The 21,724-nt window shown below is 66.7% G+C and carries 26 protein-coding genes; 16 read left to right on the top strand and 10 right to left on the bottom strand.

Annotated elements, in window-relative coordinates; translation table 11 throughout:
- Positions 1 to 33: 33 nt before the first annotated feature.
- From VIM12_RS18255 to VIM12_RS18240, 4 genes are all read left to right on the top strand, one after another.
- Entirely contained in the window at positions 34 to 1,140 is a 1,107-nt protein-coding gene (locus tag VIM12_RS18255; RefSeq protein ID WP_331943315.1) for an S-(hydroxymethyl)glutathione dehydrogenase/class III alcohol dehydrogenase, read from the top strand.
- Positions 1,141 to 1,148: 8 nt separating this feature from the next.
- Positions 1,149 to 1,994, top strand: coding sequence for an S-formylglutathione hydrolase (gene fghA / locus VIM12_RS18250; RefSeq protein WP_331943313.1), 846 nt, complete (start codon positions 1,149 to 1,151; stop codon positions 1,992 to 1,994).
- A gap of 115 nt (positions 1,995 to 2,109) precedes the next feature.
- Entirely contained in the window at positions 2,110 to 3,090 is a 981-nt protein-coding gene (locus tag VIM12_RS18245; RefSeq protein ID WP_331943311.1) for a tripartite tricarboxylate transporter substrate binding protein, read from the top strand.
- A gap of 163 nt (positions 3,091 to 3,253) precedes the next feature.
- The gene (locus VIM12_RS18240; RefSeq protein WP_331943309.1) at positions 3,254 to 4,813 is read left to right on the top strand and encodes a PAS domain S-box protein; all 1,560 of its coding nucleotides are present in this window, start codon (positions 3,254 to 3,256) and stop codon (positions 4,811 to 4,813) included.
- A gap of 15 nt (positions 4,814 to 4,828) precedes the next feature.
- Here the strand turns inward: VIM12_RS18240 and VIM12_RS18235 are convergent, their stop codons facing one another.
- From VIM12_RS18235 to VIM12_RS18220, 4 genes are all read right to left on the bottom strand, one after another.
- Positions 4,829 to 6,061: a malic enzyme-like NAD(P)-binding protein gene (locus VIM12_RS18235; RefSeq protein ID WP_331943307.1), complete on the bottom strand. Its 1,233-nt coding sequence runs from the start codon at positions 6,059 to 6,061 to the stop codon at positions 4,829 to 4,831.
- Positions 6,062 to 6,646: 585 nt separating this feature from the next.
- Positions 6,647 to 7,009, bottom strand: coding sequence for a hypothetical protein (locus tag VIM12_RS18230; protein ID WP_331943305.1), 363 nt, complete (start codon positions 7,007 to 7,009; stop codon positions 6,647 to 6,649).
- A gap of 87 nt (positions 7,010 to 7,096) precedes the next feature.
- Positions 7,097 to 7,702, bottom strand: a complete 606-nt coding sequence (locus VIM12_RS18225; protein ID WP_331943303.1) for a carboxymuconolactone decarboxylase family protein — start codon at positions 7,700 to 7,702, stop codon at positions 7,097 to 7,099.
- 1 nt (position 7,703) lies between these two features.
- A complete protein-coding gene (locus VIM12_RS18220; RefSeq protein ID WP_331943301.1) occupies positions 7,704 to 8,879 on the bottom strand; it encodes a YbfB/YjiJ family MFS transporter in 1,176 nt (391 codons plus the stop codon).
- 64 nt (positions 8,880 to 8,943) lie between these two features.
- On the opposite strand from VIM12_RS18220, the gene VIM12_RS18215 reads away from it, so the two are divergent.
- Complete coding sequence (locus VIM12_RS18215) at positions 8,944 to 9,816, top strand: LysR family transcriptional regulator (RefSeq protein WP_331943299.1); 873 nt, start codon at positions 8,944 to 8,946, stop codon at positions 9,814 to 9,816.
- Between the two features lie 24 nt (positions 9,817 to 9,840).
- On the opposite strand, the gene VIM12_RS18210 is transcribed toward VIM12_RS18215, so the two are convergent.
- Both VIM12_RS18210 and VIM12_RS18205 read right to left on the bottom strand, forming a co-directional pair.
- Complete coding sequence (locus tag VIM12_RS18210) at positions 9,841 to 10,365, bottom strand: DUF3617 domain-containing protein (RefSeq protein ID WP_331943297.1); 525 nt, start codon at positions 10,363 to 10,365, stop codon at positions 9,841 to 9,843.
- Positions 10,366 to 10,385: 20 nt separating this feature from the next.
- On the bottom strand, positions 10,386 to 11,081 hold the full coding sequence (locus VIM12_RS18205; RefSeq protein ID WP_331943295.1) for an EAL domain-containing protein: 696 nt from the start codon (positions 11,079 to 11,081) through the stop codon (positions 10,386 to 10,388).
- 182 nt (positions 11,082 to 11,263) lie between these two features.
- On the opposite strand from VIM12_RS18205, the gene VIM12_RS18200 reads away from it, so the two are divergent.
- On the top strand, positions 11,264 to 13,018 hold the full coding sequence (locus VIM12_RS18200) for an AAA family ATPase (RefSeq protein ID WP_331943293.1): 1,755 nt from the start codon (positions 11,264 to 11,266) through the stop codon (positions 13,016 to 13,018).
- 18 nt (positions 13,019 to 13,036) lie between these two features.
- A complete protein-coding gene (locus VIM12_RS18195) occupies positions 13,037 to 13,915 on the top strand; it encodes a general secretion pathway protein GspB (RefSeq protein WP_331943292.1) in 879 nt (292 codons plus the stop codon).
- A gap of 5 nt (positions 13,916 to 13,920) precedes the next feature.
- Here the strand turns inward: VIM12_RS18195 and VIM12_RS18190 are convergent, their stop codons facing one another.
- Complete coding sequence (locus VIM12_RS18190) at positions 13,921 to 14,829, bottom strand: DMT family transporter (RefSeq protein ID WP_331943291.1); 909 nt, start codon at positions 14,827 to 14,829, stop codon at positions 13,921 to 13,923.
- A 182-nt stretch (positions 14,830 to 15,011) separates the two neighbouring features.
- On the opposite strand from VIM12_RS18190, the gene VIM12_RS18185 reads away from it, so the two are divergent.
- Positions 15,012 to 15,911 carry an AraC family transcriptional regulator gene (locus VIM12_RS18185; protein WP_331943289.1) on the top strand — a complete coding sequence of 300 codons (900 nt, stop codon included), beginning with the start codon at positions 15,012 to 15,014 and terminating at the stop codon, positions 15,909 to 15,911.
- A 6-nt stretch (positions 15,912 to 15,917) separates the two neighbouring features.
- Here the strand turns inward: VIM12_RS18185 and VIM12_RS18180 are convergent, their stop codons facing one another.
- Positions 15,918 to 16,985: an alpha/beta hydrolase gene (locus tag VIM12_RS18180; protein ID WP_331943287.1), complete on the bottom strand. Its 1,068-nt coding sequence runs from the start codon at positions 16,983 to 16,985 to the stop codon at positions 15,918 to 15,920.
- A 153-nt stretch (positions 16,986 to 17,138) separates the two neighbouring features.
- Between VIM12_RS18180 and VIM12_RS18175 the strand changes: the two genes are divergently transcribed.
- The 4 genes from VIM12_RS18175 to VIM12_RS18160 are packed head-to-tail and all read left to right on the top strand — an operon-like array spanning position 17,139 to position 18,864.
- Entirely contained in the window at positions 17,139 to 17,582 is a 444-nt protein-coding gene (locus VIM12_RS18175; protein WP_331943285.1) for a MarR family winged helix-turn-helix transcriptional regulator, read from the top strand.
- Between the two features lie 9 nt (positions 17,583 to 17,591).
- Complete coding sequence (locus VIM12_RS18170; protein ID WP_331943283.1) at positions 17,592 to 18,011, top strand: PaaI family thioesterase; 420 nt, start codon at positions 17,592 to 17,594, stop codon at positions 18,009 to 18,011.
- Positions 18,012 to 18,034: 23 nt separating this feature from the next.
- Positions 18,035 to 18,250 carry a DUF1653 domain-containing protein gene (locus tag VIM12_RS18165; RefSeq protein ID WP_331943281.1) on the top strand — a complete coding sequence of 72 codons (216 nt, stop codon included), beginning with the start codon at positions 18,035 to 18,037 and terminating at the stop codon, positions 18,248 to 18,250.
- A complete protein-coding gene (locus tag VIM12_RS18160) occupies positions 18,247 to 18,864 on the top strand; it encodes an alpha-ketoglutarate-dependent dioxygenase AlkB family protein (RefSeq protein ID WP_331943279.1) in 618 nt (205 codons plus the stop codon). Before VIM12_RS18165 ends, VIM12_RS18160 begins: the two co-directional genes overlap by 4 nt.
- 145 nt (positions 18,865 to 19,009) lie before the next feature.
- Here the strand turns inward: VIM12_RS18160 and VIM12_RS18155 are convergent, their stop codons facing one another.
- The gene (locus tag VIM12_RS18155) at positions 19,010 to 19,258 is read right to left on the bottom strand and encodes a hypothetical protein (RefSeq protein ID WP_331943277.1); all 249 of its coding nucleotides are present in this window, start codon (positions 19,256 to 19,258) and stop codon (positions 19,010 to 19,012) included.
- A 206-nt stretch (positions 19,259 to 19,464) separates the two neighbouring features.
- Here VIM12_RS18155 and VIM12_RS18150 point away from each other — a divergent pair, with 206 nt between their 5' ends.
- From VIM12_RS18150 to VIM12_RS18135, 4 genes are read left to right on the top strand one after another with little or no spacing between them, the layout of a single operon-like run.
- A complete protein-coding gene (locus tag VIM12_RS18150) occupies positions 19,465 to 19,839 on the top strand; it encodes a SirB2 family protein (RefSeq protein ID WP_331943276.1) in 375 nt (124 codons plus the stop codon).
- A gap of 48 nt (positions 19,840 to 19,887) precedes the next feature.
- The gene (gene ypfJ / locus VIM12_RS18145) at positions 19,888 to 20,742 is read left to right on the top strand and encodes a KPN_02809 family neutral zinc metallopeptidase (protein ID WP_331943275.1); all 855 of its coding nucleotides are present in this window, start codon (positions 19,888 to 19,890) and stop codon (positions 20,740 to 20,742) included.
- A 40-nt stretch (positions 20,743 to 20,782) separates the two neighbouring features.
- Entirely contained in the window at positions 20,783 to 21,076 is a 294-nt protein-coding gene (locus tag VIM12_RS18140) for a hypothetical protein (protein ID WP_331943274.1), read from the top strand.
- Positions 21,063 to 21,284: an RNA-binding S4 domain-containing protein gene (locus VIM12_RS18135; RefSeq protein ID WP_331943273.1), complete on the top strand. Its 222-nt coding sequence runs from the start codon at positions 21,063 to 21,065 to the stop codon at positions 21,282 to 21,284. The genes VIM12_RS18140 and VIM12_RS18135 overlap by 14 nt, the downstream gene beginning before the upstream one ends.
- Before the next feature lie 3 nt (positions 21,285 to 21,287).
- On the opposite strand, the gene VIM12_RS18130 is transcribed toward VIM12_RS18135, so the two are convergent.
- Complete coding sequence (locus tag VIM12_RS18130) at positions 21,288 to 21,677, bottom strand: helix-turn-helix domain-containing protein (protein WP_331943271.1); 390 nt, start codon at positions 21,675 to 21,677, stop codon at positions 21,288 to 21,290.
- Between the last annotated feature and the right edge of the window lie 47 nt (positions 21,678 to 21,724).

Genomic DNA, 21,724 nt, shown 5'->3' with positions numbered 1-21,724 from the left:
CATCATGTCCATCCAACCCGAGGAGACCGATCGATGAAGACCAAGGCTGCGATTGCATGGAAGGCCGGCGAACCGCTCGCCGTCGCTGAAGTGGACCTGGCCGGACCGCGCGCCGGCGAAGTGCTGGTGGAAGTGAAGGCGACCGGCATCTGCCATACCGATTACTACACCCTTTCGGGGGCCGATCCCGAAGGCATCTTTCCCGCCATCCTCGGCCACGAAGGCGCCGGCGTCGTGCTCGAAGTCGGCCCGGACGTACGTTCGCTGAAGCCCGGCGACCATGTTATCCCGCTCTACACGCCGGAATGCCGGCAGTGCAAATTCTGCCTGTCCCAGAAGACCAACCTGTGCCAGGCGATCCGGTCCACGCAGGGCCGCGGCCTGATGCCCGACGGGACCAGCCGATTCTCGATCGACGGCAAGCCGCTGTTCCACTACATGGGCACCTCGACCTTCGCCAACCATATCGTCGTGCCCGAAATCGCGCTCGCCAGAATCCGCAGCGACGCGCCCTTCGACAAGGTCTGCTACATCGGCTGCGGCGTCACGACCGGCGTCGGCGCCGTCCTGTTCACGGCGAAGGTCGAGGCCGGCGCCAACGTCGTCGTGTTCGGCCTCGGCGGCATCGGGCTCAATGTGATCCAGGCCGCGCGCATGGTCGGCGCCGACAAGATCATCGGCATCGACCTCAACCCGGAGCGCGAGCAGATCGCCCGCAAGTTCGGCATGACGCACTTCATCAATCCGAAGGATGTCGACAACGTGGTCGACGCCATCGTGCAATTGACGGACGGCGGGGCCGACTACAGCTTCGAATGCATCGGCAATACCACCACCATGCGGCAGGCGCTGGAATGCTGCCACAAGGGCTGGGGGCAGTCGGTGATCATCGGCGTCGCCGCCGCCGGGCAGGAAATCAGCACGCGGCCTTTCCAGCTGGTCACCGGACGCGTGTGGAAGGGCTCCGCGTTCGGCGGCGCGCGCGGCCGCACCGACGTGCCGAAGATCGTCGACTGGTACATGGAAGGCAAGCTCAACATCGACGACCTGATCACGCATACCCTGGCGCTGGACCAGATCAACGAAGGCTTCGACCTGATGAAGCGCGGCGAGTCGATCCGTTCGGTAGTCCTCTACTAGGAAAAAGCATGGTCGAGATCCTGTCGGAACATCGCTGCCACGGCGGCGTCCAGGCGTTCTACCGGCACGACTCCCGCGAGACGGGACTGCCGATGCGTTTCTCGGTGTTTCATCCGCCCCAGGAGACCAGCGAACTGGTGCCGGTGCTGTTCTACCTCGCCGGCCTCACCTGCACCGAAGAGACCTTCATGATCAAGGCCAACGCCCAGCGCCTTGCCGCCCAGTACGGCTTGATGCTGGTCGCGCCCGATACCAGCCCGCGCAATGCCGGCATCGAAGGCGAGGACAGGGAGTGGGACCTGGGAAGCGGCGCCGGTTTCTACGTCGATGCAACCCAGCCGCCTTGGGATGCCCACTACCGGATGGAGTCATGGGTCGCAGGCGAGCTGTTCGATCTCGTGCACCGCGAATTCAACGCGGACGCCGGACGGGCCGGCATCTTCGGCCATTCCATGGGCGGTCACGGGGCGCTCACGCTTGCCCTGCGCCATCCCGACCGTTACCGCTCCGTCTCCGCGTTCGCGCCGATCGCCTCGCCCAGCCGCTGTCCCTGGGGAGAGAAGGCATTCTCCGCCTACCTCGGTCCGGACCGCACGTCCTGGCTGGAGCACGATGCCGCCGAGCTGATGCGGAAGCGTCGCTCGCCGTTTCCGCAGGGGATACTCATCGACCAGGGGCTGGACGACAAATTCCTCAAGGAGCAACTGTTGCCGCTGCAGTTCGAACAGGCCTGCATCGACGCTGGCCAGCCCCTGACGCTGCGGCTGCACCAGGGCTACGACCACGGCTACTACTTCATCTCGACCTTCATCGACGATCACCTTGCGTTCCACCACCGCATCCTGGCCGGGTAGAGCGCGCCATGGTAAAGAACGTCGATATCCAGTAGCATAGGCGGGCAATTTGAACCGCGGCCGGAGAGCCGCGCCGGACCAGATCAACACACATTGCCACCTACTGGAGACAACCATGACACGACGCACCCTCTCGCGCCGCGACTTTCTCAAATCCACGGCCGCCGCGGGCGCCGCGCTTGCCTTGCCGGCGTTTGCGCAGTCCGGCTATCCGAACCGCCCGATCCGCCTGCTCTGCCCCTGGCCGGCCGGCGGCTCCACCGACGTGGTGATGCGCGCCATTGGCGAGAGCTTCTCGCGCAACATCGGCGGTACCGTCATCATCGAGAACAAGCCGGGCGCCGGCGGCATCCTCGGCGCGGGCGAACTCGCGCGCGCCCAGCCTGACGGCTATACGCTGTCGCAGCTGCCGCTCGGCATCTTCCGCTTGCCGCACATGCAGAAGGTGTCCTTCGACCCGCTGAAGGACCTGACCTTCATTTCCTGCCTGACCGGCTATACCTTCGGCATGGTGGTCCGGTCGGATTCCCCGATCAAGAGCATCAAGGATCTCGTTGCCTATGCCAAGGCCAATCCGGAAGCCTTCACCTACGGTTCCACCGGCACAGGCACGACGCCGCACCTGGTGGTCGAGCAGTTCACGCGCCGCGCCGGCATCAAGCTGCTGCACGTGCCGTTCAAGGGCAATGCCGACGGCATGCAGGCCCTGCTCGGCGGCCATGTGATGGGACACAGCGACGCCACCGGCTGGGCATCGGCCGTCGAAGCCGGACGCGCGCGCCTGCTCGTCACCTACGGCAGCAAGCGCACCAAGCGCTGGCCCAATGTGCCGACGCTGCAGGAGCTCGGCTTCCAGACCGTGTCCGACTCCCCGTTCGGCATCGGCGGTCCGAAAGGCATGGACCCGGCCCTGGTCAAGCGCCTCGACGAGACCTTCCGCAAGGTCCTGCAGGATCCGCTGGTGATCGCGACGCTGGAGAAGTTCGACCAGCCGGTGATCTACATGAACAGCGCCGACTACACCAAGTTCGCGCAGGAGACCTTCAGGGAAGAAAAGGAAACGGTCGAAAGCCTCGGCCTCGCCCGGGCGACCTGATCGGACAACCTGATTGCACCAACTGACCGGCCGCATTCGCGGCCGGTCATGTTTCTCCCTCCCGCGTGCCATTTCCCCCCCTCGCCGCGTATTTCCTTCAGGACTTTATAATTGGCTGCATCCTGCCGGGCGAGCCGGCGGCAACACCAAGGCGGAGCAAGTTTTGACCAATTCGAACCATCGCATGCAGGACGTCCTGCAGGACGGACGGCGCTTCCAGCTGCTGATCGACAGCGTGCAGGATTTCGCCATCTACATGCTCGACCCTGCCGGCGCCGTCAGCAGCTGGAATGCAGGTGCGCAGCGTATCAAGGGTTATGCGGCGGACGAGATCCTCGGCCGCAACATCTCGGTGTTCTATGCGCCGGAGGAGCGCGCGGCGGGCAAGTGCGAGGCGGCGCTCAGGACCGCCGCAGATCTTGGCCGGCACGAGAGCGAAGGCTGGCACGTGCGCAAGGACGGTTCACGCTTCTGGGCCCACACGGTACTGCAGGCGATCCGCGACGACGACGGCCGGCTGCTCGGCTTTGCCCGCATCACGCGCGACATGACCGATCGCAAGCTCGCCGGCGAGACGCTGGAACGGGCCAATGCCAGGCTGTTGCAGGCACAGCGGCTGGAAGCGGTGGGCCAGCTCACCGGCAGCATCGCCCATGACTTCAACAACGCGCTGGCAGTCATCGTCAACAGTCTCGACCTGCTCGCGTCGCGGCTGCGCAGCGCCAGCGACATCGTGGTGCTGGAAAAGGCGCAGCGGGCGTCGGAACGCGCGGCGGGTTTGACGCGGCAGCTGCTTGCTTTCGCGCGCCGGCAGGTGCTGATGCCTGAGCGGCAGGACCTGAACAAGCTGATCGAGGCAAGCGAGCCCATCCTGCGGCGCGCCTGCGGGGCGGCGACCGCGATCGTGATCGATCCTGACGCGGAGAGCGCAGTGGTGTCGGTGGACAGCCAGCAGTTCCAGCACGCGCTCCTGAACCTGGTGATGAATGCCCAGGAGGCGATGCCTGACGGCGGAACGCTGCGTATCGCCACCGGCCGTGCGCAGCTCGGCGCGCGCAATGCCGCCGCCGGCCTGCTGGCCGGCAGCTATGCGACGGTCACGGTCGGCGACTCGGGCATCGGCATGCCGCCCGACCTGGCGCACCGCGCAATCGAACCGTTCTTCACCACCAAGCACGGCGGCGTCAGCAGCGGCCTCGGTCTCAGCCAGGCCTACGGCTTCGTCACCCAGTCCGGCGGCGGCATGACGATCGACAGCGAGGTCGGCAAGGGAACCACGGTCACGCTGTACTTCCCGCTGGCCGCGCCCGCGAGCGGAGAGACGCCGGTGCGGGAGAAGGCGGCGGCAAGCGGCAAGGTGCTGATCGTGGAGGACGACCAGGACGTGCTGGACCTGGCAACCCGGATTTTCCAGAGCCTCGGGTTCGAAGTGCTCACTGCCGGCAATGGCCTCGACGGCGTCGCCATCCTCGAACGGGTGCGCGACATCGACGTCCTGTTCACCGATGTCGTCATGCCGATGGGGATGAGCGGCATCGAACTGGCCCGCTTCACCCGCAAGGTTTGCCCCGACGTGCGCATCCTGCTCGCCTCCGGCTACCCGGTCCAGGTGCTGACTGCGGAATATGGAGAGCTCGACGATTTCGCCTTCATCGGCAAGCCGTTCCGCTGGACCGAACTGCTGGACAAAATCCGGGCGGTGCAGGCGGACAACGCCGCCTGATTTCCGTCCTGACGCCTACAGCAGCGTCCTGGCCAGCGCCTGCAGGCGCGCCTGGCAGGCGGCTTCGTCGAAGCTGCCCGGGGCCGCGCCGCTTTCATGCGCCGCTGCGGCAATACGCGGCGTCACGCTGGTCAGCAGGCGCTTGTCGAGCAGGCCGGGCACGATGCCGGCCGGGCCGAAGCCCGCGTCTTCGCGCGCCAGTGCCGCCAGCGCCTCGACGCAGGCGCGCTTCATTGCCTGGTTGATGCTGCGCGCGCCGGTGTCGAGCGCCGCGCGGAACAGGTAGGGAAAGCACAGCGCGTTGTTGATCTGGTTCGGATAGTCGGAACGCCCGGTGGCGACAATGGCGTCCGGCGCCACTTCGCGGATCAGCTCGGGCCTCAACTCGGGTTCCGGGTTGGCCAGGGCGAACACGATCGGCCTGGCCGCCATTTTCTTCACGTCCTGCTGCGTCAGCAACCCGGGGCCGGACAGTCCGAGGAACACATCGGCCATGCCAATCACGTCGGACAGTGTCGCGGCGGTCGTGTCCTGCGCCCAGGCGCGCTTCTCCCCGCTCAGTTCGCGGGCGGTCGTCAGCACGCCGCGGCTGTCGCACACGAACACGTTCTCGCGCCGCACACCGAGTTCCACCACCATGTCGAGGCAGGCCATCGCGGCGGCGCCGGCACCGGAACAGACCAGCTTGACCAGGGATATGTCGCGGCCGGTCAGCGCGATCGCATTGAGCAGGCCGGCGCCGACGACGATGGCGGTGCCATGCTGGTCGTCGTGGAAGACCGGGATGGTGAGGCGCTCGCGCAGCTCGCGTTCGATGTAGAAGCATTCCGGCGCCTTGATGTCTTCCAGGTTGATGCCGCCGAAAGTCGGATGCAGCGCGGCGATGATCGCCACCAGCTTGTCCGGGTCGGTCTCGTCGATCTCGATGTCGAAGGAGTCGATGCCGGCGAACTTCTTGAACAGCACCGCCTTGCCTTCCATGACCGGCTTGCCGGCCAGCGCGCCGATGTCGCCGAGGCCGAGCACTGCCGTGCCGTTCGTGACGACGCCGACCAGGTTGCCCTTCGCCGTGTATTCGTAGGCCTTGGCCGGATCCTTGCTGATTTCCACGCAGGGGGCGGCCACACCGGGCGAATACGCCAGGGACAGGTCGGCCTGGCTGCCGACCGGCTTGGTCACCGCGATGGCGACCTTGCCGCGCTGACCGGCGGCGTGGTACTCGAGTGCTTGCTTCTCCAGAGTTGTCATATTGATACTGTATTGGTTGATCGTCGGTTGCCGTACGTATTTGTCGTCGTCATCAGGGGCCGCCACCGGCGTGCGGTGCCGTCCCTTGCCTCGTCCCGCGCCGGCGGCGGAAAAAGGAGGAAGCGTCCCTCGCCGCGTGGTGGCGCAGCCGGGATCATGGTGCTCAGGGTGGATTGCAGAATCACTTCGCCATCGCTGGCGGTGCGCGCGGGCGGCGGGTAAGCCGGCGGCGTTCCGTGGCCGGAGGCGGCCGTGCTATACGGCGCCCCGGATTCCCCCGACGATATGGGAGAAGGCAAACAGCGTCTATCCGGCGGGCGAAGCGTGATGTGCGTCGCCCGCGAGGGATGCAAGACTAGCACAAACGCCTTGTTGCCGCGACTGTGCTTGCGTCGCCGCCCGGCGAGGCAGAACGCACCGGTCTCCCGGGCCGCCGGCGGGCGCGCGCGTTCCGCCGAACGGCGCTGCGGGCGGTGTTCGCATCGTGCTCGGGGAGCGGCCGGAGGGCCTCCGGCACAGGCGCCGCTGGCGCTGGCGACATTCGGTGGCGAGCAACCGGGCACGCCGGTCGCATCGGCGTCCGCGCTACCGGAACGCCTCGGCCAGGGACATCACGCGCGGCGTGACGCTGATGCTGAAGCCGGCGAAGACCTGCTCCATCGCGGCCAGGTTGGCATCCTTCTCCGCATTGGTCCAGCCTTCGAAGATATCGGTGCCGGGCTTCTGGAAATGGATGTCGACCACCCTGGTACCGTCATTGTGGGTGTAGGGCTTGGTCAGCACCTGCTTGAAGCCGATCGCCTCGACGGCCGCGATGAAACTTTCGGGCGGCGCCGCCGCATCCACCGCGGCATAGATCATGAACGTCTTGCCGGGGGGCTTGGCCGCGACGTCCACCGCGTACACGCCGGGCGCAACCGGCGCGACCGTACTTTTCAAAAATAGCATCTGCTTCCCTTCCTCATCGGTGCGCGACCGCGCCTGACAGGAATATGCCATAAAGCCCGCGAGCGGCAAACCGCCGCGTATGGTGCGCTACAACGGGTAGGAAGCAAGGGGCGCGGCGGTTGCGTCCTTCATGGGCGGCGTGCGCGCCACGTTCATCACCATCGACACCGTCGTGAAGTAGCCGACCAGGCCGAGCAGGTCCAGCAGCCCGCGCTCGCCGAAGCATTCGACCGCCCGGCCGTAGGTGACGTCGGAGAGGCCATGCATGCGCTGGAGTTCGTCGCAGACCTCCCAGGCGACTTCCTCGTCCGCGGCCATGCCGGGCGGACGACGTCCTTCGGCCAGCGCGTCCAGCACCGGCTGCGCCACGCCTGCCTTCAGTGCCAGCGGATAGTGCATGCACCACTCGAACTGCTGCGTCCACTGGCGCGACACGATGAGCATCACGAACTCGTTGACACGGGTGTCGAGTGCGCTCTGGTAGCGCAGGTACTCGCCCACTTTCTGCAGGCGGTTCATCAGTTCCGGGCTCCGCAGCAGCGGTATGAAGGGGCCGAACACCGCGCCGCGCGGGCCGTCGATCAGCGCCTGCGCGGCCGCCCTCTGCGCCTCGTCCATTGCCTCCGGCGGCAGCGCCGGCATCCGTTCCGGGCCCGGCATGCAATCGGCGAGTCCTGGTTTCTGGTTGCTCATGTCAATGTTCCCTGGTTGAAGAAAAAAGCAGCAGCGCGCCGGCCGCGAGCATCCCGGCGGCCAGCGTCAGGGCGCCGGAGAAACCGTCCTGCCCGACTGTCAGCGGCCCGATGATCTGGCCTGCGGCGAAGGCCGAGGTCATGGCGGCGATCAGCACGGTCGCATTGGCGCCCGCCACCCTCTTTCCCTCCTGCAGCGCGGCCAGCGTGATCACCATGAAAGTGCCGCCCACGCACAGCGCGGCAACGAAGACCGTGAACAGATTCGGCCGTAACGCCGGCAGCAGCACGCCGACCGCCATGACGAGTTGCGAAGCCCGCCACAAGCGACGATTGCCGAAGCGCGCCACCAGCGCGGCCACGCACAAGGTGGACAGCGCCGCGGCGAAACCGAACACCGGCCACGACCAGCCGAAGGCGGGAGAACCGGCGAGCGCGGTCTTTGCCATCACCGGCAGGAAGGTGGCGGGAATGATGTAGCCGAAACCGAAGATGCCATAGCAGAGCACAAGGCGCAGCGCTTCGCCATTCCAGCGCAAGCCCGCGGCGGCGGCCGGTGCGGTCGCGGCGGCGGCGGCAGGCGGCAGGCGGAAGCTGCGCCACACCGCGAGACTGGCCAGCGTCGCCAGAACGCCGAGCGCCGCCCAAGCGGCAGTGGAATGCCATCCGGCCGCGACCAGCAGCATGCACAGCAGGCCGGCGGCGGCGATGCCGCTGCCGACGCCCGCGAACACCAGGCTGTTGAGGAAGGGACGCTGGTAAGCCGCCAGCGTGCCGAGGCACCAAGCCGACACCGAGATCAGCACCCATGCGCTCGCCATCCCCGCCAGCAGACGCAACACCAGCCAGCCGGCGTACGGCAGCGGCGCCGCCATCGCCAGAGTACTCGCCGCAATCGCAAGCAGGCCGAAGCGGATCGCCCGTTCCGGGCGGGTGGGAATCACCATTGCACTCAGCGCGCCAAGCAGATAGCCGAGGTAGTTGGCCGAGGCCAGCAGGCCGCCGCCGGCCAGCGACAGCCCGGCATCCTGCAGCATCATCGGCAGGACCGGCGTGAAGGCGAAACGGCCGATGCCCATGGCCACCGCGAGCGCGACCAGGCCGGCCAATGCCTTGGCGACCGGCCCGGCGGCAGCCGGAGCATGGCCGGCGGAAAGGGGAAGGTCTCGGGTATCCATGCTCATAGTCTAGCTTGACCCGACCATTAATAAAAATGAATAATGAAGATAGGAGGTTCTCAAAATGAGAAACATCGATCTCGACTCGCTGCACATCTTCAAGACGGTGGTGGACTTTGGCGGCATCACGAAGGCGGCCAGCCAGCTGAACCGGGTGCAGTCCAACGTGACCACCCGCGTGAAGAACCTCGAAGACCGTCTTGGGGTGAAGCTGTTCCAGCGCCAGGGCGGCAAGCTGGTGCCGTCAGCCGAAGGCAGGTTGCTGCTGGCCTATGCGGACCAGCTGCTGCGCCTGTCGTCGGAAGCGGAGGCGGCGCTGCGCAGCGGCACGCCGCGCGGAACGCTGCGTATCGGCACAATGGAAAGCACCGCCGCGGCACGCCTGCCGGCCTTGCTGGCGCGCTACCACCAGACCTATCCTGACGTGCAGATCGAGCTGGCGACCGGCACCTCGGGCGCGCTGATCGGCCGGGTTCACCGCTTCGAGGTGGAGGCGGCCTTCGTCGCCGAACCGTTCAATACCGCCGAACTGGAAATGCAGGAAGCCTTCACCGAGGAATTGGTGCTGATCGCCCCTGCCAACACCGCGCGCGTGAAATCCCCGGACGACCTGCAACGGCGAACGGTGATCGCGTTCACGACCGGCTGCTCGTACCGGCGGATACTCGAAGACTGGCTATCGATGTCGGACGTGGTGCCGGACCGGGTGCTGGAGCTGGGGTCCTACCATGCGATCGTGGCCTGCGTCGCCGCCGGGTCGGGAGTGGCGATCGTGCCGCGCTCGGTGCTGCAGGTCGTGCATGCGGGCACCGAGGTCCAGGCGTTCCCGCTTCCCGCCAAGGTGGCGCGGGCGCGCACCCACCTGGTATGGCGGGCGGGCCACCGCTCGGTGGCCCTCGATGCGCTGCTCGCGGAGATGCGCCGCAAGCCGCGCTGAACAGCGGCCGCGGAGGGGCGTTGCCTACTTCTTCGCCGCCGCGCCGGCGGGCTTGACGCTGCCGCAGTCCGCCGCGAGCCACTTCCCGCTCTGCTCGGAATGCTGGTTCGCAGGCTGCCCGTGCACGGTGCCCTTGAAATCGTAGGTGGACGTGAAGCTCTCGTTGCCGCTGAACGTCGCCTTTACCTTGCCCTCGCCTTTCATCGCGTCGCTGCTGCAGACGATGTCGGCGCTGTAGCCGCTGCCGCTGCGCTGGACGTTCTTCGTCTGGCAGCCCGCCTCGTTCTTCTCCAGGCCGGGCAGCTGCTCGTTCTCGGCCATCGCTTTCGTGACGCACACCTTCGTGACCATCGCGCCGTCCTGGATCTGCGGCACCTCGATACCCATCTTGCGCATCTGGGCCACCTGTTCCGGCGGAATCTTCGGCATGTTCTTCAGTGCGTCGGACTTGACCTTCATTTCCCACAGTCCGGGCTTCATTGGCCCCTGTGCCCACGCCGGCACCGACATCAATGAACACAACAACAGCGGCAAAATCAATTTACGCATCGCAGCTCCTCGGTTGACATTCAATCGGGCCAGGTCGGTTCCAGCATCTGTTCGAAGGCGGGACGGCCGAGCAGGTAGCCCTGGACCAGCTCGATGCCGAGGTCGGCGAGCGCGGCCATCTCGTCCGCCGTCTCCACGCCTTCGGCCACCGGCCGGATCCCCAGCTCGCGGCACACCAGCAGGACACCCGACACGATGCTGCGCCGGACGCGGTCGCGGTCGACGCCGCGGGTAAGCGCCATGTCGAGCTTGATGATGTCCGGCTGAAAATTCGCAAGCAGGTTCAGGCCGGAATAGCCGGCGCCGAAGTCGTCGATGGCGGTGGCGAACCCGTGCTTCCGATACTCGGTGAAGATGCCTTGCAGATGGGCTTCGTCCTGCACCTGCTCACCCTCCGTGACTTCGAATACCAGGCGGTCGGTCGGCAGCCTCGCCCCGCGCGCGGCCTCCAGCGTCGCGCGGATGCAGGTCTCGGGACGGTAGACCGCGTTGGGCAGGAAATTGATATGGAGCTTGCAATCGGGGCGGTCGGCCAGTCCGAGGCGCGCGGCCAGCTCGATCGCCTTCACCCTGCACGTCTGGTCGAAACGATAGCGGTTGCCGGCATTGACCTGGCCCAGCACCCAGCCCGCCGATTCGCCGTTGGTGCCACGCACCAGCGCTTCATAAGCATGCACCCGTCGCTGCCGAATGTCGACGATGGGCTGGAAGGCCATGGTAATCCCGAAGTCGAGGCCGGCGCCATCGCGGCATTCGCGACAGCCAATGGGAACGAAAGGGGTGGACATGGGGAGCAATGTTGATACGTGGAATTGAATTCTATCAAAGGGGCGGCCGCGCCGGCGTACCGGTTGCAGGCACCATGCTATCCTTGCCACCCGACTGATTGCAGGCCGCCATGTACACGCAATTCTTCCGGCTCACCCAGGCTCCGTTCTCGATTTCTCCCGACCCGCGCTACCTTTTCATGAGCGAGCGCCACCGGGAAGCGCTCGCGCACCTGTTGTACGGCGTTGACAGCGGTGGCGGCGTCGTGGTGCTGACCGGCGACATCGGCACCGGCAAGACCACGATCTGCCGCTGCTTTCTCGAACAGGTCCCGTCCAACTGCAACGTCGCCTACATCTTCAATCCGCGCCTGACGGCGACCGAGCTGCTGCAAACCGTCTGCGACGAGTTCCACATCGAGCCCGGCCCGGCCGGCGACGACAACAGCAACAAGCGCTATGTTGATGCGCTCAACCAGTTCCTGCTCTCCTCGCATGCGGACGGCCGCAACAGCGTCCTGATCATCGACGAGGCGCAGAACCTGGCGCCGGGCGTGCTGGAGCAGCTGCGCCTGCTGACCAATCTCGAAACCAACGAGCGCAAGCTGCTGCAGATCATCCTGATCGGCCAGCCCGAGCTGCGCGCCATCCTCGCGCAGCCGGAACTCGAACAGCTCGCGCAGCGCGTGATCGCGCACTACCACCTGACCGCGCTGAGCGAGGCGGAAACCGCCAGCTATATCCAGCACCGCCTGAGCGCCGCCGGTCTCACCGGGCCTTCGCCCTTTGCGCCGCAGGCGGTCCGGCAGATACACCGCCTGGCGCGCGGCGTTCCGCGCCTGATCAACCTGCTCTGCGACCGCGCGCTGCTCGGCGGGTATGCCAAAGGGGTGAGCGCGATCGACCGGCGCATTGTTGACGGCGCGGCGCAGGAGCTGTTCGCCGGGAACCGCAAGCAGCATGCAGCACAGGGCCGGCCGTCGCTGGAGGTGAGACGGCCGCGCCGGCCGGCGCTTGCCCTGGTGCTGGTCGCCGCCCTGCTGGCAGGCGCGGCGGGATGGGCAGTACGCGATCCCGCCGTGGCGCGCGACCTGCAAGCGGGTTGGGAACAGGCACGCACTGCGCTCGGCTGGCCGGCGGTCGCCTCCGCCGGGCGGGAGCCGGCGACCGGACCGGAAACTGCCGCCGCAGCGGCAACCAACACTGCTCCTGCAGCCGCACCCGACGCAGCCAAGCCGGCAGAACCTGCACGGGCGGCCGCGGCGGATACCGAAACCGAGCCGCCGGTCACCACCGAGGCCGAGGCGATCCGCCTGCTCGCACGCCTCTGGGGTACCTCGCTGCCCGGGAACGACCCATGCGAGGACGCGCCCGGGCACGGATTGCGCTGCCACTGGAGCAGCGGCGGCCTCGCCGAGTTGAGACGGCTCGACCGGCCGGCGGCCCTGAAGCTCCGCGACGACGCCGGCAACCCCTACTTCGCGCTGCTGACCAGACTCGATGAAGCCAACGCGACGCTGCGCTTCGGCGCGCAGCGCAAGCCGGTGCCGGTGGTGACCCTGGCAAGGCAGTTCGACGGCGTGTTCGTCACCCTGTGGCGGCCGCCGCCCGGTTTCGCGGGCCCGCTCAAGACCGGCGACCAGGGCGAGGCGGTCGACTGGACCGCCTCGCATCTGGCGCGGCTGTCGGGCGAACCCGGGCCGGCCCCGGGCCAGTCCTTCGACCAGAAGATGCTGCGCCGCGTGCTGCAGTTCCAGCAGGTGCATGGCCTGGCGGCGGACGGCATCGTCGGCGCCGCCACCGCGATGCAGATCAACCGCGCCGCCGGCATCGACGAACCCCGCCTGCTCGCCAACCTGCAGGTGACGCCCCCCGCAGCGGAATAACACCAGCCGAATGAAATCATGTCCTATATCCTCGAAGCGCTGAAGAAGGCCGAAGCGGAACGCCGCAGCGGCAACGCGCCTTCCATCCATACACCGCACAGTTTCGCCATTCCCGGCCCGGCGCCCGCGTGGTGGCAGCGCCCGCTGCCCTGGGCAATTGCCGCCGGGCTGCTCGCGGCTGGCGTCGGCGGGTGGCTGGTGGCGCGCGCGCCCGAGGCGGCCCGGCAGGATGCCGCCGCAGTCGCGTCGCCGCCGGCGCCGGCCGTCCCGCCTGCGGCTGCCACTCCACCAGCGGCTGCCAACCCGCCAACGATCGCCGCCGCACCGGTCACGCTGCCGGCGCCGGCTACGGCAGCGCCTGCCCCTGCGGAATCCGCGCCGCCCGGTACAAGCGAGAAGCCTGCGGTGCGCAAGCCCGCCGACCCGCCCGCCGACACCCGGGCCGGCAGGACGGCGGACAAGGCGGCCGGAACGGCGGCAGACAAGGCTTCCGTGAAGACGTCCGAAAGAACGACGGGCCGGACAGAGAAGGATGCGGCGAAGGTGGCCGAGAAGGCGGCCGAGAAGCCGGCAGAGAAGCCGGCAGAGAAAGCCGCCGCGAACGGCCCGTCACGGCGCAGCGCTTCGCCGGCGCCGCAGCAGGCGAAGCCGCAACCCCCTGACCAGCCTGCCGTCCCCGCGCTGCGCGAACTGCCGGAACAGGTGCAGCGCGAGATTCCGCCTTTGCAGATCGGCGGCTACATCTACTCAGGCAATGCAGCCGACCGTTCGGTCCTCATCAACAAGCGCCTGATGCGTGAAGGCGACGAGGTCGCCCCCGGGCTGGTACTGGAACGCATGACGCCGAGCGGCATGGTGCTCAACTTCCGCGGCCACCGCTACCGCACCTCCTATTGAGCGATTCAGCTGCTCGTTGCGCCCCTGCCAAGCCAGGACGGCAGCGCCGCCCGAGGCAGGAAGGCGAGCAGGTTCCCCGCCAGCACGCAGGCGAGTCCGGCGAACGCCGCCGGACTCCAGCGGTAGCCTTCGAACACCGTTGAAATGCTCAGCGCCACCACCGGAAACAGCACCGTGCAGTATGCCGCGCGCTCCGGGCCGAGGCGCCCGACCAGCAGCAGGTAGGCAGTGAAGCCGATGACCGAACCGGGTACGGCCAGGTACAGCAGCGAGCCAATGTAGCGCGCGTCGTTCTCGATCGTGAACGGCATGCCCAGCGCCAGCGCCAGCACGGTGAGCAGTCCCGCCCCGATGCACATGGCCCAGGTGTTGGTCAGCCACGGCGACATCCCGAGCCCCTGCATGCGCGAGGACAGCAGGTTCCCGCTCGAGAAGAACAGTGTGCCGAGCAGTGCCAGGCCGAGGCCGGCCAGCATGCCCGCATCATCCCAATGTCCGCTCAGCTGCGGCAGGAACAGCAGCGCGATCCCCGCCAGTCCCAGCATGGCGCCGGCGATGACCTGCGGCTGCAGCGGGCGACCGAGGAAGAGGCGTCCGTTGACCGAGTTCCAAAGCGGGGCGGTGGAAAATACGACCGCGACCAGCCCGCTCGCGACCCACTGGCTGGCGTAGTAGAAGCACAGGAAATTGCAGCAGAACAGGGCGGCGCCCTGCGCCACGAGGTAGCGCCAGGCGCCGGGAGGCGGCATCAGCTTGCGGCGTTGTGCCAGCAGGATCAGCAGCAGGACGGCGGCGGCGATCCAGAACCGCAGGGCAATCGAGACCGGGGCAGGCACGGTGCCGAGCTGCCATTTGATCGCGATCCAGGTGGAACCCCAGATCAGCACCGTGAGAAGATAAAGCATCGCATTCATACGCATTCCTTTCAAGACGGAGTGCAGGATGCGGGTCCGCCCGCCGGACGGCTTGTCTGAAGTTGCGCAATTGGCCGGCATGGACCTGCCACTTGTCTATTCTTGCGCTTCTTGCGCACCCGGCCGCCGGCCGGCACGCCGCCTGCAATGGAAATGGTAGAGTGCGGAAAACAGGAAAAGCCATGCCGACCATCCCGCCCGACATCCCGCCAGACGCCATAGGCCACGCCGTATTCAATACGCTGCGCGGAACCAATGCCGAGCTGGAGCGTTTCGCCTGGCTGGGGGACGACATGGCGTTGGCGATCTGGCGACGGGAGACGACGGAGGAAGAGACCGAGTACCTGCGTCCGGGCCACCATACCCTGTCCTGCTATCTCGGTGGCGGCTATCGGACCGAACGCAACGACCTGCCCGGCCTGTTCGGCAGCCCGGGCCGGCTGTGCACCCTGCCCGACGAGCACGAATCGCGCTGGGTGGTCCGCGACCAGCTGCGCTTCCTGCACCTGTATTTCCTGCCCCAGCATTTCACCCGCCGGGCGGTGGTCGAACTCGACCGCGAGCCACGCGAACTGACGCTCGCCGACCGGACCTATTTCGAGCACGAGGCAATCTCCCGCCTCTGCGGCGGACTGGCGGCGATGCAGTGGAACGGACCGGATGCAAGCCTGCGGCTGAATGAAACCGCGCATGCGGCGCTGGACCAGCTGCTGCATGCGCAGGCGGTGCTGCGGCGCGACCAGAAGCTGCGCGGAGGACTGAGTCCGGCTGTACGGCGACGCCTCGCGGAATTCATCGATGACCGCCTCGAACAACCGTTGACCCTCGGCATGCTGGCAGAACAGGCCTGCATGTCGGAATTTCACCTGGCGCGCATGTTCCGCATGTCGTTCGGCATGGCGCCGTATGCGTGGATCGCCGCGCGCCGCATCGATCGTGCATGCGGCCTGCTGAAGCACACCGCGCTGCCCCTGCAGCAGGTCGCCGACCGTTGCGGCTACGCCGACCTCAGCCATTTCAGCCATCGCTTCCGGGCGGCGACGGGAGTGCCGCCGAGCCGTTACCGCCTGGTACTCGCCTAGCGTGGCCTAGCGCGTCCGCGCCTCCGCCGCCTGCACCTGGCCGATGGCGAGCGCCGCCTGCGGCATCGCGCCCACTGCCGTGGCCATGTGGTCGATCGCCGCCATCACTTCCATCGGCGCGACATGGTGCAGCATATGACCGGCCCCATGGGTGATGTGCAGGCTGCTCTGCGGCAGTTCGCCATGGAGGCGCTCCGACTGCGCGCCGGTACTCACGATACGATCGCCATCGCCCGCCAGGATGGCGACCGGCAGGACCAGTTCATGGTAGCGATGGCGTAGCGCCATCACAGCCGGGATCATTATTGCCGCCTCCGCCGCGCTCGCGCGCAGCTGCGACGGACGCAATGCCATCTCGACCGGGAATTCCCGCATGAAGCGCTCCGGCGCCTCCGCCGGGCTGAACACCTTCCGCCGCAGCGCCGGCCACGTGGCGCGTCCGACCAGCGGGGAGACGGTATAACGCATCAGGTCGCCGACCACCGGGATCGCCGGGCCCGACACCAGGGGCACGTCCATGCGCAGGCTCGGATAGTAGTAACCCGAAGCCAGCACCAGGCTTCGCACCCGCTCCGGAAAATCGAGAGCCAGGGCAATCGCCACCAGCGTGCCCCACGAATGGCCGAGCACCACCGGCTGCTCGACGCCCAGCTGCAGCAGCGCCTGCTGCAGCAGTGTCGCCTGTGCCTGCGGCGTCCATATGGTCGAACGCGGCCGCCCGCTGTAGCCGTAGCCCGGACGGTCGAACACGATCACCCGGTATTTTTGCGCGGCCATGTCCACCAGCCCGCTCGCCATGAAATCCTGAATCATTGAACCGTCGCCGTGCAGCATCACGAGCGGCTGCCCTTCTCCGCGCTCCATGTAGTGCAGGCGTATGCCGTTGACCTCGATGAATTGCCCGACGGGCGGATTTTCACCCTCCGCCTTGCGGGTGCGTTCGCGCACCACGTAAGCCGACGCTGCCAGCGCCACGCCGGCGACCAGCAGCCATCCCGCGGCGCGGCGCCGCCGCGGCGGTTCCGCGTAGGCCGCTTGGTAGTAGTGTCCTTCGTCCCTTTCAGGAAATGCCATTCTGATTCTCCCCATCGCTTGTCGAACCCATTGGAAAGAGCGGCACTGGGCGAAGTTCAATGTAATTTTTTCTATTTTCCCTGAGGATGCCGCCGGTTTGACAATGGATGTATGTACATTTATTCTTGCTCCCTCACCCTTCCCGATTGCCACGTGAAACCCGTCAAGATTCCCTGCTACTGCGGCTCGATCCGCCAGGCGTCGCGCATCGTCACGCAGATGTACGACCGCGCGCTCAAGCCATCCGGACTCAAGATCACCCAGTTCGGCATCCTGCGACTGCTCAGCGCGCGCCCTGGCCTGACCACCGGCGAGATCGCGGAAATGCTGGCGATGGACAGCACGACGCTTACCCGTACGCTGAAGATCATCCAGGAAGGCGGATGGATCGCGGTCAGCCGCGGCGACGACCGCCGCGAACGTCACTGGCATGTGACCGCCGCCGGGCAGGAGAGACTGCAGCAGGCGCTGCCGATGTGGAAGGACGCGCAGCAGGCATTTGCCGACATGATGCAGGACGTGGACATGGATACACTCACCAGGACGGTTTTCCAGCTTGCGCAGAGGGCAGCGCAACAGGCGCCGGCCGCAGACTAAGGAAAGAAGATGGAAAAGGCGAAAGACCTGACGTCACTGAACCGCATCGGCGAAGGCTACCTGCCCGGCCTGCTCGGCATCCGCGTGACCGGCATCGGCGACGGCAGCCTGCAGGCGGAACTGACGGTGCAGAACACCCACCTCGCGCCCAATGGTTTCCTGCATGCCGGCAGCGTGGTCACCCTGGCCGACACCGCCTGCGGCTACGCATGCGTGGCGAATCTGCCCGAGGGTGCAAGCAGCTTCACCACGATCGAGCTGAAGAGCAATTTCCTCGGCACCGCCCGCGACGGCGTGGTCGATTGCGAGGCCAAGGCGGTGCACCTCGGCCGCAATACCCAGGTATGGGATGCGCTCGTGCGCCACCGCGAAAGCGGCAAGCTGATCGCCACCTTCCGCTGCACGCAGATGGTGCTGTGGCCGAGATGAGCGGCGATGCCCTCGGTGCGGGTATGACGGTGCGTCCCGGCGTGTACGAACACTACAAGGGCCGGAAGTATTTCGTACTCGGACTGTCCCGCAACACCGAAACCGGCGAGGTATGCGTGGTGTACCGGCCGCTGTACGAAACGGACTGGCCGCAGCTGGTACACCGCGAAGCGCACATGTTCTTCGAGGATGTGATGGTGGACGGCGTGCCGGTGCCCCGCTTCCGCTACACCGGATGACCGACCTGTTCGATGACGCCGCAACGCTGCAGGCGGTACCGATGCCGGATGCCGACGTCCGTTTCGCGCGCGGCTTCTACCGGCCGCCGACGAGCACCGCCCTGCTGCGCACACTGCTGGACGAGACCGCCTGGCGCCAGGAGCGCATCATTGTCTGGAACCAGGAGCGGCTGCAGCCCCGGCTGTCGGCCTGGTACGGCGATGCGGGCAGCCGCTACACCTATTCCGGCCGCGCGTTCCATCCGCTCGCCTGGACGCCGACGCTGCTGCGCATGAAAGCGGAAGTGGAGACGGCCACCGGCGAGCGCTACAACAGCGTGCTGCTCAACCTGTACCGCGACGGCGAGGACAGCGTGAGCTGGCATAGCGACGGCGAACCGGAACTCGGCCCGGCGCCGGCAATCGCGTCGGTATCGCTCGGCGAGACCCGGGTCTTCCGTTTCCGGCACCGGCAGGACAAGGCGCTACGGCCGGTCTCGATCGCCCTCGAGGACGGCAGCCTGCTGCTGATGCGGGGATCGACGCAACGCTGCTGGCAGCACGCGATCATGAAGGAAAAGCGGGTCTGCGGACCGCGCATCAACCTCACCTTCCGGCAGATCCGGCAAGGATGATGCAGAAAAAGGAATAAAAAAAGCAAAGGGCGGCGCATGCGCACCGCCCTTCCAGCTTGCTTCGTCGCCGGCGCACTGCCGGCTGTGGCTACGGGCCGCGCCGTCGCCGGTCGTGGCTTTGCCCGTCTTTCGTGCCTGTTGCCGCTCAGGCGCGCATGGCGATCGCACGCAGTTCCTGGGCCAGGTTCGGCATGACGGAATCATATGAACCGGCAAGACGGTACAGGCGGGCGATCGACACTTCGTCGGTCTTTACTTCAGCAACGGCCACGGTCCGGACCTGCGGACGCACGGCAAAGATCGCGGCGAACAGTGCGCGCGCAGCAGCGGCGACGTTTTGCAGATAGCCCTGGCCGGCAACGTGGGCGGGAGACGTGATGGTCATGGTGGACATGATGTATTCCTCTCGGTTGATTACTTTACGAAAGGTAGTGTATGGACCGGACAGGCATTAATCCAATTTCCGATGGGGATAACTCATATTCGTCCGCCCTATATGTATCCGCATGACAAGACGCCGCCGACCGCACGGCGCCCTGTTGGTAGAATGGCACGCCCCCGCCGTCGGGGGCCGCCAACCACACGACATCAAAGGACCTGATGAGCTATCTCGCACTCAAACATATCCACATGAGCTTCGCCGTCCTCAGCGGGCTCCTGTTCCTCACGCGCGGCATGCTGATGCTGGGCGGCTCGGCCCTCCTGCAAAAGCGCCTGCTGCGCATCGCACCGCATGTGATCGACACGCTGCTGCTGGCCAGCGCACTGGTGCTGGTGGTCCTCGGCAACCAGTATCCGTTCGTGCAGGACTGGCTGACCGCGAAGGTACTGGCGTTGGTCGGCTACATCGCCTTCGGCGCCATCGCGCTCCGGCAGGGACGGCCCAAGCCCGTTCGGGCATTCGCTTTCGTCACTGCGCTGCTCCTGTTTGCCTACATTCTCAAGGTGGCGATCACCAAGCAGGTGCTGTTCTAGCGCGATTCTTGCTTCTTCTGTCCCGTGATGCGGACGAGGGAGGCGGATATGCGTTGGGAAGGCAATCGGCAGAGCGAGAACGTCGAGGACCGCCGGGGCGGCGGCGGTTTCGGACTGGGCGGGCGCTCGGTCGGACTGGGAACCGTGGCGGTGGCGGTGGTCGCTTCCTACTTCCTCGGCGTGGACCCGATGATGGTGCTCAGCCTGCTGACAGGCGGGCCGCCCCAGGTCGCGGAAGTGCGGCAGGGCCCGCCGGCCGACGACCGCATGGCGCAGTTCGTCTCCACGGTCCTGGCCGACACCGAGGATACCTGGACCGAACTGTTTGCCGCACAAGGGGCGCGCTACGACAAGCCGCGCCTTGTATTGTTTTCGGGAAGCACGCCGACTGCCTGCGGCACCGGACAGTCGGCAATGGGCCCCTTCTACTGTCCGGCGGACCGGCAGATCTACATCGACCTGAGTTTCTACCAGCTGATGCAGGAGCGCTTCCGGGTGTCGGGAGAGTTCGCGCAGGCGTATGTCATCGCGCATGAAGTCGGCCACCACGTCCAGCACCTGACCGGCATCTCGGACAAGGTGCACGAGGCCAGGCAACGGGCGCCGCAAGCGCAAGCCAATGCCTTGTCGGTGCGCCTGGAACTGCAGGCGGACTGCTTTGCGGGGGTGTGGGCTTATCATGCGAACCGGACCCGCAGCATTCTCGAGGCAGGCGACGTCGAGGCGGGACTCAATGCGGCCAGCGCAATCGGCGACGACGCCCTGCAACGGCAGTCGCAGGGCCAGGTGGTGCCGGACTCCTTCACTCACGGCACCTCGGCGCAGCGGGTGCGCTGGTTCCGCCGCGGCATCGACAGCGGCGAGATCAGCGCGTGCAATACCTTTGCCGCGGCCTCGCCCTGACAAGGCTACAATGGCCGTCCTTCCCGCACACATCGCATCCATGAACCACGATACCGCCCTGCTGGCGCTGCGCGGCAGCCTGCTGGACCTGCAGCAAAACCGCATCTCCATCGGCAACTTCTGCCAGGCGTGGCGCGGACAACCCGCACTGCTTGCCGCACTTCCGCCCCGGTACGGCGAGGTGATGGAAGACCTTCTCGGCCGCCTCGAGGCAGGCAGCCTGTTCACCGAGGAAAGCTGCTCGTTCAGCCAGGAGGACCTGCACGCGAACCTCGCGGTCTGGCTGGACAAGGCGGGCAATACGCTCGACGGAGGTCGCGATGCAAGTGCTTGAGTTCGCGGTCGAGGGAGAACACGTGGAGCTGAACCAGCTGCTCAAGCTGGTCGGCGTGGTCGACAGCGGCGGCGCCGGCAAGGCGCTCGTCGCCAGCGGCGAAGTCGCGGTCGATGGCAGGACCGAATTGCGCAAGACGTGCAAGATCCGGCCCGGCCAGGTGGTGACGCTGGGCGACCTGCGGATCCGGGTGGTCGCCGCCGGCTGACGCCTAGCGGCTGCCGCGGCCGGTCTTGCGGGCCGCCGGCTTCTCTTCCGCCGCCGCCTGTTTCGACATCCTTCGCTGCCAGTGCTCGGACCAGCGCTGCAGCGGCAGCAGCGCTTCCAGCAGCTGCCGTCCCGGCTTGGTGAGTCCGTAGCCGCCAGGCTCGTCCAGCTCGACGATGCCCGCCTCGCGCATCTCGTGCAGCCGCTGATTGAGCACCGTCGGTGACATCGCGTCGCAGCGCTCGCGCAGTTCGCGGAAGCTCAGGCGCGCGTCATCGCGCATCTCCCACATGATTCTCAGCAGCCAGCGCCGCCCCAACAGGTCGAACAGCGCCATGATCGGCCTGCCGGTCTGCGATCCGCGCACCCGGTTTCCCGGCATCGGTCCCGCCATTTTGATCCTCACTACTGTTTTGGTAGCGTTATGCTACAGTAAACGTA

The organism is Noviherbaspirillum sp. (assembly GCF_036563305.1).
Classification (GTDB): Bacteria; Pseudomonadota; Gammaproteobacteria; order Burkholderiales; family Burkholderiaceae_D; genus Noviherbaspirillum.
Note: the sequence above shows the minus strand (reverse complement) of the source record. Positions and strands in the feature narration are given on the sequence as shown.

Bases quoted from the DNA above. Each gene is read 5' to 3' on its own strand.
- VIM12_RS18255 (WP_331943315.1), top strand. From the start codon at position 34: ATGAAGACCAAGGCTGCGATTGCATGGAAGGCCGGCGAACCGCTCGCC.
- fghA (WP_331943313.1), top strand. From the start codon at position 1,149: ATGGTCGAGATCCTGTCGGAACATCGCTGCCACGGCGGCGTCCAGGCG.
- VIM12_RS18245 (WP_331943311.1), top strand. From the start codon at position 2,110: ATGACACGACGCACCCTCTCGCGCCGCGACTTTCTCAAATCCACGGCC.
- VIM12_RS18235 (WP_331943307.1), bottom strand. From the start codon at position 6,061: ATGACAACTCTGGAGAAGCAAGCACTCGAGTACCACGCCGCCGGTCAG.
- VIM12_RS18230 (WP_331943305.1), bottom strand. From the start codon at position 7,009: ATGCTATTTTTGAAAAGTACGGTCGCGCCGGTTGCGCCCGGCGTGTAC.
- VIM12_RS18225 (WP_331943303.1), bottom strand. From the start codon at position 7,702: ATGAGCAACCAGAAACCAGGACTCGCCGATTGCATGCCGGGCCCGGAA.
- VIM12_RS18220 (WP_331943301.1), bottom strand. From the start codon at position 8,879: ATGGATACCCGAGACCTTCCCCTTTCCGCCGGCCATGCTCCGGCTGCC.
- VIM12_RS18215 (WP_331943299.1), top strand. From the start codon at position 8,944: ATGAGAAACATCGATCTCGACTCGCTGCACATCTTCAAGACGGTGGTG.
- VIM12_RS18210 (WP_331943297.1), bottom strand. From the start codon at position 10,365: ATGCGTAAATTGATTTTGCCGCTGTTGTTGTGTTCATTGATGTCGGTG.
- VIM12_RS18205 (WP_331943295.1), bottom strand. From the start codon at position 11,081: ATGGCCTTCCAGCCCATCGTCGACATTCGGCAGCGACGGGTGCATGCT.
- VIM12_RS18200 (WP_331943293.1), top strand. From the start codon at position 11,264: ATGTACACGCAATTCTTCCGGCTCACCCAGGCTCCGTTCTCGATTTCT.
- VIM12_RS18195 (WP_331943292.1), top strand. From the start codon at position 13,037: ATGTCCTATATCCTCGAAGCGCTGAAGAAGGCCGAAGCGGAACGCCGC.
- VIM12_RS18190 (WP_331943291.1), bottom strand. From the start codon at position 14,829: ATGAATGCGATGCTTTATCTTCTCACGGTGCTGATCTGGGGTTCCACC.
- VIM12_RS18185 (WP_331943289.1), top strand. From the start codon at position 15,012: ATGCCGACCATCCCGCCCGACATCCCGCCAGACGCCATAGGCCACGCC.
- VIM12_RS18180 (WP_331943287.1), bottom strand. From the start codon at position 16,985: ATGGCATTTCCTGAAAGGGACGAAGGACACTACTACCAAGCGGCCTAC.
- VIM12_RS18170 (WP_331943283.1), top strand. From the start codon at position 17,592: ATGGAAAAGGCGAAAGACCTGACGTCACTGAACCGCATCGGCGAAGGC.
- VIM12_RS18165 (WP_331943281.1), top strand. From the start codon at position 18,035: ATGACGGTGCGTCCCGGCGTGTACGAACACTACAAGGGCCGGAAGTAT.
- VIM12_RS18160 (WP_331943279.1), top strand. From the start codon at position 18,247: ATGACCGACCTGTTCGATGACGCCGCAACGCTGCAGGCGGTACCGATG.
- VIM12_RS18155 (WP_331943277.1), bottom strand. From the start codon at position 19,258: ATGTCCACCATGACCATCACGTCTCCCGCCCACGTTGCCGGCCAGGGC.
- VIM12_RS18150 (WP_331943276.1), top strand. From the start codon at position 19,465: ATGAGCTATCTCGCACTCAAACATATCCACATGAGCTTCGCCGTCCTC.
- ypfJ (WP_331943275.1), top strand. From the start codon at position 19,888: ATGCGTTGGGAAGGCAATCGGCAGAGCGAGAACGTCGAGGACCGCCGG.
- VIM12_RS18140 (WP_331943274.1), top strand. From the start codon at position 20,783: ATGAACCACGATACCGCCCTGCTGGCGCTGCGCGGCAGCCTGCTGGAC.
- VIM12_RS18135 (WP_331943273.1), top strand. From the start codon at position 21,063: ATGCAAGTGCTTGAGTTCGCGGTCGAGGGAGAACACGTGGAGCTGAAC.
- VIM12_RS18130 (WP_331943271.1), bottom strand. From the start codon at position 21,677: ATGGCGGGACCGATGCCGGGAAACCGGGTGCGCGGATCGCAGACCGGC.